Source organism: Luteibacter aegosomaticola (genome assembly GCF_023078475.1).
Classification (GTDB): Bacteria; Pseudomonadota; Gammaproteobacteria; order Xanthomonadales; family Rhodanobacteraceae; genus Luteibacter; species Luteibacter aegosomaticola.
The window spans coordinates 826,143-840,702 of the sequence record NZ_CP095741.1; the positions used below are offsets into that span (position 1 = coordinate 826,143).

The window sequence follows — 14,560 nt, forward strand, 5'->3', positions numbered from 1 at the left end:
ATGCGTACTTTCGTCCGTTCGGCTGTTGCTTTCGTCGCCATCGCCATGACCTTCGCCGCCGGCAACGCGCTGGCCGTCACCGCTCATGCCTCGGGTGTTCACCACGCGCAGGCGTTCGACCTGCCGGTCAACTGCAAGAATCCGGCTGAGTGCAGCACCAAGGGGAACTAACCCATCCCGTTGCCACTGCTTCCTGCATCACCGGTTCGCGTGAGCGGCCGGTGGTGCGATGGCGTGGCGGTGGCGCCAGCGGGCGCCCATCAGCAGCGTGCCCGAGATGCAGAGCGCCAATACGGCCTGGCAACGGATAACCGATGCATCGAGGAGCTCGCCGCCTGTCATGGCCAGTGCGATGCTGGCCAGCATGCCGCCGACAGCGGATCCGTGCCATCCGTGGCGCCATGCCAGGCCAAACATGGGAAGCACGAGGGAGAGCCTCGCCGTCTGGCGGAGCATGTCCTGATCGGTGGCGAACGCTACCCAGGCAAGGCCGACAAGCATCGGTGCGGCCCACGCCGCCAGATCGCGGGCGAGTGGGCTACGCCACAACTGGGCCAGGCTAAGGGCGGCTGCGGCGCTGACGCGCTCGTGCATGGCCAGCACCGTTGGCGTCAGCGTGAGCGCGCCCAGGAACGCGCCGAGCAGGTAGGACCAGAAATAGGCGTACGCGGAAATCTCCGGCCATGCGCCGGGGTTGGACATCAGCGCGGCCTCCAACTGCATCGTGGTGGACACGGCAGTGACGATCGCGCAGCCCAATGTGGCGGTAAGCAGCACACCGACCCGCAGGCTCCCGTCCGGTGCCCGCAAGGGCCAGCGCCGGCGCAGGGGGCCCACCACGGGGATCCACAGCAGCACCATCGGCACTGCGGCAGCCAACGCCCATGCGGCCCCGAACTGGGGGCCATGCAGCAGGGCGTTTTCGATCGAGGGCAGGGTCTCGCCAATGACCAGGGCGAGCCAGAACCGGCGAGGTACCAGGAATAGGCAGGCAAGGCGCAGGCCCGCGGTGAGTGCCCAGTGGGAGTTCGTGAAATAACGCGCCAGCTCATAGCAGGCCGCATAGGCCGCTGCGATGGCGAAAAGCTGTCCCCAGGTAGCCCTGTTAGCCGTGCTTCCGTTCACGTCTACTCCCAATGAGTGTCGTTACGTGCCAAGCGTGCCATGAACCGGGGAAGAAAATCCTGCGAAAACGCGGTCGATCCCGCACTTCTGGAAAGCTGTGCCGAATCTGCGCCTATGCTGCCGGAATAGCAGCTTAGGTAGCTTTTGCAGGCCGCCCGGTGCCTTCACCGGGCGGCCCTTTCGTGCCGTACGTGTTTCCGGGTTATCGCTTCAGGTCGTACCGGTCGAGGTCCATCACCTTGGCCCACGCCGCCACGAAATCACCCACGAATTTCTTGCCGGCATCGTCCTGCGCATAGACCTCCGAGAGGGCGCGCAGGATCGAGTTGGAACCAAATACCAGGTCGACGCGGCTTGCTGTCCAGCGGGACTTGCCGCCGCCACGCTCGCTGCCGGTGAACTCATGCCGGGCGGGCGAGGTGGGCTTCCATTCGAACCGCATATCCAGCAGGTTGCGGAAGAAGTCGTTGGTGAGCTGGCCCGGGCGATCGGTGAGTACGCCGGTGGAGCCGCCATCGAAGTTGGCACCGAGCACGCGCAAACCACCCACGAGTGCCGTCATCTCCGGCGCGGTAAGGGTCAGGAGCTGGGCTTTATCGATAAGGAGCGCTTCCGCCGGCACGCTGTAGTGCCCCTTCACGTAGTTGCGGAAGCCGTCGGCGATCGGTTCCATCGACTCGAACGATTCAACGTCGGTCTGTTCCTGGGTCGCATCGGTGCGGCCCGGCGAGAAAGGCACCGTGATGTCGTGGCCCGCGTCCTTCGCCGCCTTCTCGATCGCCGCGCCGCCAGCCAGCACGATCAGGTCCGCCAGCGATATCTTGCCGCCGGTGTCCTTGCGGATGCCTTCGAGTTTATCGAGCACCTTTGCCAGTTGGGCGGGGTTGTTCGCGCGCCATTCCTTCTGCGGGAAGAGACGGACGCGGGCGCCATTTGCTCCGCCGCGCTTGTCGCCACCGCGGAAGGTGGAAGCCGAAGCCCATGCGGTCGACACCAGCTCACCGACCGAAAGCCCGGAGGCGAGCACCTTTTCCTTGAGGGCTTTGGTATCGCTGTCGCTGAGCGGGCCGTGCTCGGCCTTCGGTAGCGGGTCCTGCCAGATCAGTACTTCCTGGGGTACTTCCGGGCCCAGGTAGCGGGCGCGCGGGCCCATGTCGCGATGGGTCAGCTTGAACCAGGCGCGAGCAAAGGCGTCGGCGAACTGCTCCGGGTGCTCGAGGAAGCGGCGGGAGATCTTTTCGTAAGCCGGGTCCATCCGCAGCGACAGATCGGTCGTCAGCATGGTGGGCCGCTGCTTCTTGCTCTTGTCGAAGGCGTGAGGCACGGAAGCTTCCGCATCCTTGGCCACCCACTGGTTCGCGCCAGCCGGGCTCTTGGTCAGCTCCCACTCGAAGCCGAACAGGTTCTCGAAGAACAGGTTGCTCCATTTCGTGGGGGTCTGAGTCCAGGTGACCTCCAGGCCGCTGGTGATGGCATCGGCGCCGACGCCGCTGCGCAGCTCGTTGTGCCAGCCCAGGCCCTGTTGTTCCAGGTATCCGGCTTCGGGCTCCGCCTGCACGTTTTTCGCATCACCCGCACCGTGTGTTTTGCCGAAGGAGTGGCCGCCGGCGATCAGCGCCACGGTCTCTTCGTCGTTCATGGCCATGCGGGCAAAGGTCTCGCGGATGTCGTGCGCCGCGGCGATCGGGTCCGGGTTGCCCTCGGGGCCTTCCGGGTTCACGTAGATCAGGCCCATCTGGACGGCGCCGAGCGGGTTCTCGAGGTTGCGGCCCCCTTCGGTGCGGTCCTCTTCCTTGCCGTGCAGGTGCGGGTCGGCCACCAGGACGCCATCGTCCTTCGGGGTGACCTTGCCATAGCGGTTATCGCCACCCAGCCACTCGGTCTCGGCGCCCCAATACACGTCGTGATCGGGTTCCCAGGTGTCTTCACGGCCGCCGGCAAAGCCGAACGTCTTGAAGCCCATGCTCTCCAGGGCGACGTTGCCGGTCAGGATGAGCAGGTCGGCCCAGGAGATCTTGTTGCCGTACTTCTGCTTGATCGGCCAGAGCAGGCGGCGCGCCTTGTCCAGGCTGACGTTATCGGGCCAGCTGTTCAGCGGGGCGAAGCGTTGCTGGCCGCGGCCACCGCCGCCACGGCCATCGCCGATGCGGTAGGTGCCGGCGCTATGCCAGGCCATGCGGATAAAGAGGCCGCCGTAGTGGCCGAAGTCGGCCGGCCACCAGGGCTGCGAATCGGTCATAAGCGCTTCGAGGTCTTTCTTTAGCGCCTTGTAATCCAGCGACCCGAACGCCTTGGCGTAATCGAAATCCTCGTCGAGGGGGTTGGAGCGAGACGAATGCTGGTTAAGCAGATCCACCCTCAGCCGGTTGGGCCACCAGTCCTGGTTGGTCTGGCCGCCGCCCGCGGCATGGTTGAACGGGCATTTCGATTCGTTCGACATCGCGTTTCTCCACTGGGGTTGGCTTCGGAGCCGCGGGCAGGGCCACGGCTCGTGACTAACGCAATAGCTCGATCATAGGCGCCGTTTGAACATTGCAGAAATTGATTGATCTTATGATGACAAGAGGCTGGCTCTATCGATGGAGCGATATCTGCCAAAGGATCGCCAACCCGGCATCTTGGGAACATGAAGAATGGCCTATGTAAATGGCCTATAGGGCTGTCGCCGAATTTGTCCTACGATCCCGGGATGGAAACGTCCACTCAAACGAGCCAGAAGGTCGGTAGCCTTGCCGTGGTTGGCATGGGCATGACCCTGGGCTCCCATCTGACCCCCATTTCGCGCAGTTATATCGAGCAGGCGGACGTCGTCTTCGCGGCACTCTCCGACAACCTGGTCGAGGAATGGCTGATGCGGATGAACCCCGACGTGCGCAGCCTGCAGGGCTACTACGCTGAAGGTAAGTCACGCATGGACACCTATTGGGAGTGGCTTGATCTCATCATGGCCGAGGTGCGTGCGGGCAGGCAGGTGTGTACGGTGTTCTACGGCCACCCCGGCATTTTTGCCTGGACTCCTCATAAAGCCATCGCCACGGCGCGTGCCGAGGGGTTCGCGGCGCATATGGAGCCCGGGGTGTCCTCGGAGGACTGTCTCTATGCCGATCTTGGCATCGACCCGGGCCGCTATGGCTGCCAGCATTTCGAGGCGAGTCAGTTCATCCTTTACGACCGCCAGCTCGATAACGCGGGCTACGTCGTGTTGTGGCAAGTCGCTCTCGCGGGCGACACCACGCTGGCGCGGTTAAGTTCAACCGGGGCGGCGTATCGGCAAGTGCTCGTCGACCGCCTGGCCAAGGACTATCCGCTAGACCATCAGGTGATCATTTACCGAGGGGCGACCTTGCCTATCCAGGATCCGCGGATCGAGTACCTTGCGCTGGCCGACCTGCCGCAAGCGGACCTGAGCGTCGCCGACACCGTTGTCTTGCCGCCAGCGCGGGAAATGCGCCGGCTTCCGGAGGTATGGGCTCGTGTAGAGGCCTTGGATAAGGAAGGGGAGACCGTCACGCAATCGTGACATAATCGGCAAAGCGCAAGGGGGGCAGGGGGCCTTCCGCGTTCCAGGGGTACAAACAGATGTCCGATTCGATCGATTTCCTCGAAGCCATTGGCCGCGACGCATCGTTGCGTCGGCTGCGTCCGGATGAACTCGCTCGCCGGCTTAAGGAGGCGGGTGCCTCCGACGTGCTTGCACGAGCTGCCGAGGCACGCGATAGCAATCTTCTCTGCGAGGAGTTTGGCGTCCGCGTCATGTACCACCCGAACGGCACAGACTCGCCGTTCCGCGAAGCACCGAAACCGCTCAAGGTCCCCTCGCCTGGTGAAGATCAGGACGATGAGGGGGAGGACGATGCCCCGCAGCAAAGCCTGCCGGCTCTAGAACGAGTACATTGAGGTACGAGCATGCTGATGGCCCTTCGCAAGTACGCTATAGCGTGGTTCGCCGGGGCCATTCTGGCGATGTGGGTTGTGCCTGTCTGTGCCGCGGTGGCGATCACGGATGTCACTACCTTCCTTGATCAAGCTGATGCCATCCGTTTGACGGATAACGCGCGTTTTGCTGCGATGCTCGCGCAGGTACATGCGGAACAGCCACCGATGACGCCACTCCAGCGGTGGCGCCTGCGCTACCTGGATGCGGCCCAGGCGCAGTTTACCGGGCACTACCCGGAGGCAGAGAAGGGCCTTCGCGACATCATTGATCATTCCGGGCACCCCGGGATGATTGCGTTGGCCATGGGCAAGCTCATGAAGCTTCTGAGCACGACCCACCGCTACGAGGAAGTGTTCACGATCGCGCGGCGCGCCGTTCCGTTGCTGCCTTCGGTGAAGGACCCCGTCGCTCGCCGGGCCCTGCTGGATATGCTTTCGCAGTCCATGACGTTCGCAGGCCACCCCGAGATCGCCATCCAGTATGCGGCGATGATGCGCGCCGATCTTGCGCCGGGCGACTCTCCGTGTCTGTCCATGACCGATGAAATCGCCGCCCTTTATATGCAGAAGGCGTTGCCGTCCGATAGCCCCCGGCTTGCAACGGCGATTGACGCATGTAATGCCCATGGCGTCGCGGTAATGAGCAACATGCTGGCGCTGACAAAGGCGACACGCCTGGTCGAAGAAGGCAAGCCGGCTGCCGGCCTGGCTCTTCTCGACAGCGTCGCGGCATCCATCGAGAAAGTCGGCTATTTTTCGGCCAAGGCATCGTTGTACAGCGTGCGTGCCGATGCCTACCTCGCCATGAATCGAGACGCCGATGCGCGGAAGGCGGCGCTCGCGACGGTAGCGCTGTTCCATCCTGGCGATATCGATAACTTCCTCATGGACGCTTACCACGTCCTCTACGAAGTGGAGAAGCGCGCTAAGCGGGATACCGTCGCGCTTGCGTACTACCAGCAGTACACGGACCAGGAACGCGATAACCTCAATGACATGACGGCGCGCACCCTGGCCTACGAGACCGTACAGCAGCGCGCACTCCTGCAAGGCATCGAATCAGAGAAGCTTGCCCACCAGAACAGCTTGCTGCAGCTGGAACAGGCGCTGACAGCCAAAGCTATGGAAACAGGGCGGCTCTATATCGTCCTCCTCGTCCTGCTCCTGGCCTCCGTTTTACTTTGGCTCGTCCGTACCAAGCGTTCGCAGCTGCGCTTCAAGCGCCTTTCGTCGCAAGACGGGTTGACCGGCGTGTTTAATCATCAGTACTTCATGACCGAGCTCGAGCGAGAGCTGCATGATCTTGAACGGCACGCTACGCCCGCGTGTCTCGTGTTGCTCGATCTCGATCATTTCAAGCTCGTCAACGATACCTACGGCCATGCCATCGGCGATGCGGTGCTGAAACGCGCTACGGCCACCTGCCGTCAGCAGCTGCGACCGGTAGATATCTTCGGCCGCCTCGGAGGTGAGGAGTTCGGCATCCTGTTGCCCGGCTGCCAGGGGGAGCAGGGTCTCGTCATCGCGAACTGCATCCGCGCCGCGATGGAAGCGGCGCCGGTCACGGTCGATGGCCACGTGGTGCAATACTCCGCAAGTATCGGCGTAGCGTGCACGCGGATCTCGGGATACGCATTGCAACACATCCGTCGTGAAGCGGACGCCGCGCTCTATCGCGCAAAAAGCATGGGGCGCAACCGCGTGATGACCGATTTCCAGGATATCGGGCTCGTTAGCGCGTGAGGCTGTTCTTGCTGTCCGATCGCGAGCGAACCGTGCTCTGCAGGGTGCTGGCTGTGCTGCTGGCGCTGGTCGCCGCGGGCACCTCGTCGACCGAGGGATCGGTGGATGCGTTCATCGCCACCGCGAAGAACATCCAGCTTGCGGATCATCCGCGCTTCGCCGCCCTGTTGGCAAAGATTCACGCGGATAACCCCGTCCTGACCGAAACCCAGCGTTGGCAGCTGCGCTACCTCGATGCCTGGGAAAACAGCTATAACGGTCGTTATTCGGAAGCGTTGGTCATCTACCAGGATATCCTGGATCACTCGGGTGACCCGACCCTGGCCGCCAGGGCGATGGGCAAGATGCTTTCGGGTTATGCGTTCAACAAGCGCTACGAGGATGTCTTTTCCCTGGCAGAGAGAGCGGTCGCCGTGCTGGACCACACCCAGGATCCTGTCGCCCGGTTCGCGCTGCTCACCGATCTGTCGCAGTCGCTGAATTTCTCGGGCCAGCCCGAGATCGCCATCCGCTATGCGCGGATGATGGCCGATGTGGATCCGGAGGGCGACAACATGTGCGTGCCGATCGCAACCGAGATCGCTGCGCAGTACAGCACGCACACGTTTAGTTGGGACGATCCTCTTTTCAAGCGCGGCATCGACGCGTGCGAAAGCAAGAAGGATCCTGTTTTCACCAACATGATCTTGCTTACCAAGAGTGCCCTTGCGATCGAACAGCACAAGCCGGCCGAAGGGCTGGCCATTCTCGACCGTATCGCTCCGTCCATCGTCAAGACGAACTTCCACGCGGCGCTCACATCGCTCACGGAGACGCGCGCGCAGGCGCTTTATGCGCTGGGCCGTGACGAAGAAGCACGATTGGCTGCGCTCAACGTGTTGAGCATGTACGGTAATGCCGACATCGACGGGTGGCTGCGCGATGCCTACGAGATTCTCTACAACGTGGCCAAGAAGCGCGGCGATGCCTCCGCGGCGCTTGATTATTTCGAGAAGTTCTCCGAGCAGGATCACGGCCACCTGGACGACGAGCGCGCCCGTGCGCTCGCCTATCAGACCGTGCAGCAGCGCAAGCTGGTAGACAAGGTCGAATCGGAGAACCTCTCCCGGAAGAACGATGTGCTACGCGCCGAGCAGAAGCTGGCGACCAAGTCGCTTGAGATCGGCCGCCTCTATATTGCCTTGCTCGTCATCGTGGTGCTTTCCGTCGTGCTCTGGTTGTTCCGTGTCCGTCGGTCGAGGCGCCGTTTCGAATGGCTGGCGCACCACGATGGCCTGACCGGAATCGCCAACCACCAGCACTTCATGGTGGAGCTCGAGGCGGCGTTGGCGGATCTGGCGCGAAGGAGGGCGCCTGGCTGCGTGATCCTCCTCGACCTTGATCACTTCAAGCTGGTAAACGATCGCTACGGGCACGCGGTAGGTGATGCGGTGTTGCAGCACGTGGTTGAGGTTTGCCGCGCATGCCTTCGTCGCGGAGATCTTCTCGGGCGCCTCGGTGGCGAAGAGTTCGGCGTTCTGCTGCCCGACTGTACGCCCGATGAGGGTATGAGGATCGCAGAGGACATGCGCGAGGCGCTGGCTCAGAGCAGTGCGCACGTCGACGGTCAGGTTGTTTCCTGCCTGACCAGTGCGGGTGTTTCATCGACGCAGTACTCCGGCTACAGCTTGAAGCAGCTGCGTAGCGACGCGGACTCTGCGCTCTATGTTGCCAAGCGGGAGGGCCGCAACCGCGTGGCGGCCGGCATGCGCGAACGTAGTACGTTGCAGGCCTGATCAGTTCGTCAATGCGGCGTTTCCAGTGGGCCGCGCACGCAGGAAATCCACCAGCGCATCAAATGCCATCGGTACGGCGCGATGGAATCCCTGCACGCTGTCGCACCCCGCAGTGACCAGCCAGTTGAGTTGAGCCTGCGTTTCCACGCCCTCGGCTACGACCGTCATCCCCAGGGTATGGGCCAGCGTGATGATGGCCCGGCAGATCGATGCCGAACGTTCGTGCGTTGCCACGTCGCTGACAAACACCCGATCGATCTTCAGCGAATCGATCGGCAGGTCGCGTAGGTAGGCCATGCTGGAGAAGCCCGTACCGAAGTCGTCGAGGGACACATGCGTGCCCTGGGCGCTAAGCCGGCGCATGGCCGCCATGGCCGAGCGGCGGTTGGCCATGAGGCTGCTCTCGGTCAGCTCGATCGCCAGCGCGCCTCGCGGTAGCTCGTACCGAGCGATGACGGCACCGACGTCGGTCGCCACGTCCGTCCTTTGGAACTGCACGGCGGATACGTTCACGGCGATCGCGAGTTCACCGTAACCGGCACGGGCGAGGGCGACATGGCATTGCGCCGCCTCATCGAACACCCAGCGGCCGATATCGACGATCAGCCCGGTTTCTTCGCTCAGCGGAATGAAGTCCTCGGGCGGCACGAAAATGCCATCCGCACCGGGCCAGCGCAGCAAGGCTTCGAGCTTCTGCACGCGGCCCGTCGTCGCATCGAGAATGGGTTGGAAGTGCAGTACGAATTCATTCTGCTCGATACCCTGGCGGATCCGCGAAGCCATGCGCAGACGCTCGATCGACCGCTCGGCCATCGAAGCCTCGAAAGGGCGGGGCAGGCCCGAGCTCTCGCCATGGAAGTGTGCCGCCATGGCTGCGCTGGCGATGATCTGCTCCGCGCTCGTGCCATCGGTGGGGTGCGTGGCCACGCCGATCTCTGGATCAAGCGCATGCCACGTACCGTCGAGCAGGACGGGCTCGGTGACTGCCGCGGTGAGCGCCTCGATCGCGCGTTGGCGTTTGTCCGGATGCATCACGGCCAGCAGGAAGCGTTCGCTGGGGCGGTGTGCTGCCATGCCGAAATCGGTGCCTAGCGTGGCGAAGCGGCGGCCGACCTGCTGCAGGACAGTGCGGCCGGCTTCGAGGCCGTAGGTATCGGCGATCAGGTCGAGCCCGCGCAGGTGTACGTAGATCACCTCATACCAGCGCCGCGTGCCAAACCGGCGGTCGAGGAAATCGGTCAGGGCTTCGGTATTGGCCAGGCCCGTCAGCAGGTCGTGAGTCGCACGCCACGCGAGGTCGCGCTCGGCCCGGCTGCGTTCCGTCACGTCCTCGGCCAGCACCAGCCGTGCATGGTGGCCCATGAATTCCAGCGGGGTCGTGTGGATGCGCACATCGAGCAGGCTACCGTCCTTGCGCCGGTGGACCCAGGTGCGGCTCATCATCGTGGCCGTGTCCTGGGTGGCGAGCGCGTGCTGCAGCGGCGCCACTTCCGATTCGGGGCGGATATCGATGACCGCCATGCGCAGGAATTCCGCTCGCGAGTAGCCGTAGTTGCGCACGGCGGCGGCGTTGACTTCGAGGAACTCAAGACTGTCGATATCGAACACCCACGAGGGTAGCGGGGTTCGTTCGAACATGAGGCGGAAGCGCTGTTCGGCCTCTGCGAGCTGGCGCTGGGTTTCGATGCGGTCGGTGGCGTCGACGACGGTGCCCGTCATCGCCTTTTCGCCATCGGTGCTGGTGATGGCACCCGTGCCCGAGATCCAGCGTTGCGTACCGTCCGGGCGTAGCCAGCGGAAGTCGAGGTTCAGGGTGGCGCCGCTCTTCCAGGCGCCGACGAAAGCCGTGCGGGCGCGTTCCACGTCATCGGGATGGATATGGCTGTAGAACGTCGTGTCGTCGACGCCCTCACCGCGAGCCGCCAGGCCCAGCATGGCTTCCACCTGGGTATCCCATGTGAGCCGGTTACGCCGTGCGTCGGCACGCCAGGTGCCCGTGTTGCCGAGCACCTGCGCTTGCCGCCAGCGTTCCGTGGCATCGGTAAGCTCAGCCACATGCCGGCGCTCCGCGACGTTCGCGTCGCTAACGCGCCGGATGAGAAAAGCAAATCCCAGCCAGTACAACACCCACACGGCGATGCTTACGCCGAGGAAGCTGTACCACGGGCCCATGTAATCGCGCACGGCGATCCCCACGCCCACCCCGATCGGATATTCGCCCCAGGGCGACGACGCCACCAGCCGTTCCGTGTGATCGATCTTGCTGGTGCCGATGTCGGCGCCAGGCCTGGAGGGGGTCCAGAGCATGCTCGATGGCTGGCCGATGACGCGGTCCGTGTCGGCGGACCGGGCCACGATGGTGTTGAAGCGGTCGATGATGGCGATGACCCCGTGGCGCCCCGCATCCACGTGATCGACGACATCCTGGAACTGGGCCTGGCGTAGCCGGGCGAAGACCCAGCCCCCCGACGCGACCGGGACCGCGATCGGCATGTTCCAGCGGCCGTCGGCGTCGCGTACCAGCGGCCCCATGGCCAGAGCGCCGGACGAGGCCGGCTGGGTCGTGGCCCATTCAGCAAGGTGGGGGTCGGGGAGGCCGGTGGTGATCGCGTGGCCGCTGGCATCCACCAGCATGAGGTCGCTTAGCTCGGCTTTGCGCGCGCTGACTCCGGCGATGTTTTGGGCGATGAGCTGGACGGCCTGCGCGGGGGCGGTGCGGTCGATATCCTGGGCGTCGCGAGCAATTCCCTGCATCGCCAGCTGCAAGCCGTGGAGCTGCGCCATGAGAAGCCGTTGGGCTCCACGGGCCAGGGCCAGGCTCTGGCTGCGCGCAGCCGCCGTGCGCCGGGTGTGGTCATGGATCAGCACCGTCGCCAGTACGAGGCCGAGCGCGACGCCCACGACGATGCCCGCCGTGCGAATCAGGCGGATGGATTGGCGCGATGCTAGATCTGCCATGAAGCCCCTGCTGGTTCCGGTGCCCGCCCTGGAGGCGGGCCATGGATGCGGCTCCCCCCGGGGCCGCGGAGGCCACCTTTACCACACCTGAGATCTTTTCGTGTGCAAGGACGCGTCCGGCCAAGGTTGCAGAGGGGTGATGGCGTTATGCTTCCGGATCGAAGGCCTCACTTTCCCCAAGGAGTTCCCGTGGTCGACCGCAAAGACATTACCTGCTGGCTGACGGACATGGACGGCGTGCTCGTTCATGAAAACAAGGCGCTGGCCGGTGCCCCCGAACTGATCCGCCAGTGGCGCGACGGTGGCACACCGTTCCTGGTACTCACCAACAATTCCATTTTCACGCCGCGCGACCTCAGCGCCCGCCTGCGCCGCTCGGGGCTGGACGTACCCGAAGAGCAGCTCTGGACCTCGGCGCTGGCTACGGCAGCCTTCCTGAAGGACCAGTCGCCGGGCGGCTCGGCCTTCGTGATGGGCGAGGCTGGCCTCACGACCGCCATGCATGAGGCGGGCTTCATCATGACCGACACGGCGCCTGACTATGTGGTGCTCGGCGAAACGCGTACCTATTCGTTCGCGGCCATCACCAAGGCCATCCGCCTGATCGGCAACGGCGCCCGCTTCATCTGCACCAACCCCGACGCCACCAGCCCGAGCTCGGAAGGCCCGCTGCCGGCGACGGGCGCCGTCGCGGCGCTCATCACCAAGTGCACAGGCCGCGAGCCGTACGTGGTCGGCAAGCCGAACCCGATGATGTTCCGTTCTGCGATGAACAAGCTCGGCGCGCATTCGCACAACACCGGCATGATCGGCGACCGCATGGATACCGACGTGGTCGCAGGCATCGAAGCCGGCCTGCACACCGTGCTGGTCCTCAGCGGCATCGCCACGCGCGAAGAAGTGGAACGCTACCCCTTCCGCCCCGCAGAGATCCTCAACTCGGTAGCCGACCTGCTCGACAGCTAACAGCCCCTGTAGGAGCGCGCTTGCGCGCGATGGGTGCTAGCCGCACCCCCGAATCGCGCGCAAGCGCGCTCCTACAACAGCGGGCTTTGCGTTGGTTAGAAGTTCGCTCCGAACGACAGGGTCGCGAAGTCGTGGTCGGCGAGGTTGTCGTAGGTCTGGTGGCCGAGGTAGTTGGTGTAGGTGAGGTTGGCGAACCAGGTTTTGTCCAGCGTGGCGATGAAACCCAGGCTGGCCTGCTTGCGTCCGCCAACGAGCTGGCCGTCTACCGAGTAACCATGCACATCCTGGCCCAGGCCGAGCGAGGGGCTGAGGGCCCAGCGGCCGACGGCATAGTTCAGGGTGCCCTTGGCACGCCAGCCCCACGCATCCCTCGTGTAGAAGCCGCCGTTGCGGCAGCCTGCGGGATTCTGGATTGCCGGGCAACCGCCGCCGTTCAATTCGGTCGAGAAGCCCCAGTGGAAGCCGCGGCCATAACGCACGTCGCCAAGGCTGGGCAGGTCCGTGTGGTTGTAGACGGCTTCGGCGGCGAGTGTGGCGGTATCGGCGCCAAGCACATCCTTGAAGGCGTGCGTGGTGTTGATCAGCAACTGCGTACGGTCATAGCGATCGTAACCGTAGAGGATGCCACCCGGCGCGATCAGCGTATTGCGCACACCGATCGGCCCACCGCTGCGCGTCAGTGCCGCGAACATGTCTGCGGTGTTGATCTGCACGGGCAGATCCTGTGTGTAGCTCAGTTCGCCGCCGATCTTCCAGCCGCCTACCGTGGTGCTGCCCGAGAGGCCCCACAGGCGGATATCGTTCGGGTATTCCCACAGCACGTGGATCGACGACAGGCGGGCCGAGAGCTGCGCATCGCTCAGCGGCGCGCCTGCGGCGACCAGTAGCGGCACAACGTTGTTGTTCTGGATCGCCGGATCGATTGTCGTGGCGTCGAGGATCGGGTTGCGTGAGTTGTAACGCATGTAATACGCGGCGAGGTACGTGGCCGGGCGATCGAAGGTGTAGCGCAGCGTGGCGCCATACTGGCCGCTGTTCTTGCCCTGGATGTTCGCGTAACGCGGCAACACGCCGCCCACCGAATACTGGTAGCCATCGCTCAGCCACTGGCCAGCGCCGGGGCTGTAGGCGTTGATCGGGTAGTACGCATTGCTCTCGATGCCACCGCAGCCCGGGTCGATACCGAGATCGGTGCCGGCGAAGAAGGTGCCGCACGGATCCAGTTCGGAAGGCCGCCATTTCCACTGCCAGAACGCCTCGGCGCTCCAGTGCTCGCTGAAGGTCATCTTGCCCCAGAGCATTTCCACCGGCAGCTGCGCTTCGGTGACCGGATCGGTACCGGGGCGGTGCAGGGTGGTGTAATCGGTGGGGTTCACCTGGTTGATGCCCTGCAGGAACAGGCCCTCGCCCCATTTCACCGTCTGCTTGCCCACGCGGACATCCAGCGCACTCTCGTCGCCCATCGCGAAGTGGCCGTACGCGTACGCATTGAGCCACATGAAGCCGGAGAAATGGTTGGACTTCGACAAACCGTGGTCATCCAGCGGCTGGTTCGCGGCAAAGCCACTCGCGCCGCTGCCCTGGGGCACGTCCTTGTTCTCGAGGGTGTTGTCGTACCAGGTGCGGGCGCTGGCGACGATGCCGACGTTGCGGTACGAGAGATCGAGCTGGCTCACGACCTTGAACAGGCTGGAATACACATCGCCCTTGCCGTAGTTCAGGTTGCCGTCGTCGGCGGTATCCGCGCCATCGCCGCCCTTGGGCTTGCCATCGGAGCGGAAACCCTTGCCTACAAGATGTTTCGACGGGTCGTTCAGGCGGACGCCGGCACCGGCCACCACGCGCGTCTTGAGAGTTCCTTTCACCTCGCCGTCTGCAAGGGTAAAGTCCGTAGCATGCAGGGCGGAAGACGAGAGTGCCGCGAACGACACCATGGCGAGCAGGCGACAACGTGAATGCATCAGTGGTTCCATCGAATACTTGACTGCATTCTAGTCATGACAGCTATATTGCATGCAAGGCCGTCTGGACGTCCGAACCCTAATACCTTGGTCCAA

At 63.9% G+C, this 14,560-nt stretch carries 10 protein-coding genes; 6 read left to right on the top strand and 4 right to left on the bottom strand.

Annotated features, from left to right (window positions below):
- The gene (locus tag L2Y96_RS03640) at positions 1-171 is read left to right on the top strand and encodes a hypothetical protein (protein WP_247332383.1); all 171 of its coding nucleotides are present in this window, start codon (positions 1-3) and stop codon (positions 169-171) included.
- 27 nt (positions 172-198) lie between these two features.
- Here the strand turns inward: L2Y96_RS03640 and L2Y96_RS03645 are convergent, their stop codons facing one another.
- Positions 199-1,125, bottom strand: a complete 927-nt coding sequence (locus L2Y96_RS03645; RefSeq protein WP_247332386.1) for an MASE1 domain-containing protein — start codon at positions 1,123-1,125, stop codon at positions 199-201.
- Between the two features lie 202 nt (positions 1,126-1,327).
- Positions 1,328-3,565: a catalase/peroxidase HPI gene (gene katG, locus L2Y96_RS03650; RefSeq protein ID WP_247332388.1), complete on the bottom strand. Its 2,238-nt coding sequence runs from the start codon at positions 3,563-3,565 to the stop codon at positions 1,328-1,330.
- A gap of 249 nt (positions 3,566-3,814) precedes the next feature.
- On the opposite strand from katG, the gene L2Y96_RS03655 reads away from it, so the two are divergent.
- The 4 genes from L2Y96_RS03655 to L2Y96_RS03670 are packed head-to-tail and all read left to right on the top strand — an operon-like array spanning position 3,815 to position 8,579.
- On the top strand, positions 3,815-4,645 hold the full coding sequence (locus tag L2Y96_RS03655) for an SAM-dependent methyltransferase (protein ID WP_247332390.1): 831 nt from the start codon (positions 3,815-3,817) through the stop codon (positions 4,643-4,645).
- Between the two features lie 59 nt (positions 4,646-4,704).
- Positions 4,705-5,022 (top strand): hypothetical protein, encoded by a 318-nt coding sequence (locus tag L2Y96_RS03660; protein WP_247332393.1) that lies wholly within the window; start codon positions 4,705-4,707, stop codon positions 5,020-5,022.
- A gap of 9 nt (positions 5,023-5,031) precedes the next feature.
- Positions 5,032-6,804 (top strand): sensor domain-containing diguanylate cyclase, encoded by a 1,773-nt coding sequence (locus tag L2Y96_RS03665; protein ID WP_247332396.1) that lies wholly within the window; start codon positions 5,032-5,034, stop codon positions 6,802-6,804.
- On the top strand, positions 6,801-8,579 hold the full coding sequence (locus tag L2Y96_RS03670) for a tetratricopeptide repeat-containing diguanylate cyclase (RefSeq protein WP_247332399.1): 1,779 nt from the start codon (positions 6,801-6,803) through the stop codon (positions 8,577-8,579). The genes L2Y96_RS03665 and L2Y96_RS03670 overlap by 4 nt, the downstream gene beginning before the upstream one ends.
- Here the strand turns inward: L2Y96_RS03670 and L2Y96_RS03675 are convergent, their stop codons facing one another.
- Positions 8,580-11,537: a bifunctional diguanylate cyclase/phosphodiesterase gene (locus L2Y96_RS03675; RefSeq protein ID WP_247332410.1), complete on the bottom strand. Its 2,958-nt coding sequence runs from the start codon at positions 11,535-11,537 to the stop codon at positions 8,580-8,582.
- A 189-nt stretch (positions 11,538-11,726) separates the two neighbouring features.
- Between L2Y96_RS03675 and L2Y96_RS03680 the strand changes: the two genes are divergently transcribed.
- On the top strand, positions 11,727-12,503 hold the full coding sequence (locus tag L2Y96_RS03680; RefSeq protein ID WP_247332412.1) for an HAD-IIA family hydrolase: 777 nt from the start codon (positions 11,727-11,729) through the stop codon (positions 12,501-12,503).
- Positions 12,504-12,598: 95 nt separating this feature from the next.
- Here L2Y96_RS03680 and L2Y96_RS03685 read toward each other — a convergent pair whose 3' ends face one another.
- Positions 12,599-14,464: a DUF1302 domain-containing protein gene (locus tag L2Y96_RS03685; RefSeq protein ID WP_247332414.1), complete on the bottom strand. Its 1,866-nt coding sequence runs from the start codon at positions 14,462-14,464 to the stop codon at positions 12,599-12,601.
- Positions 14,465-14,560 lie beyond the last annotated feature (96 nt).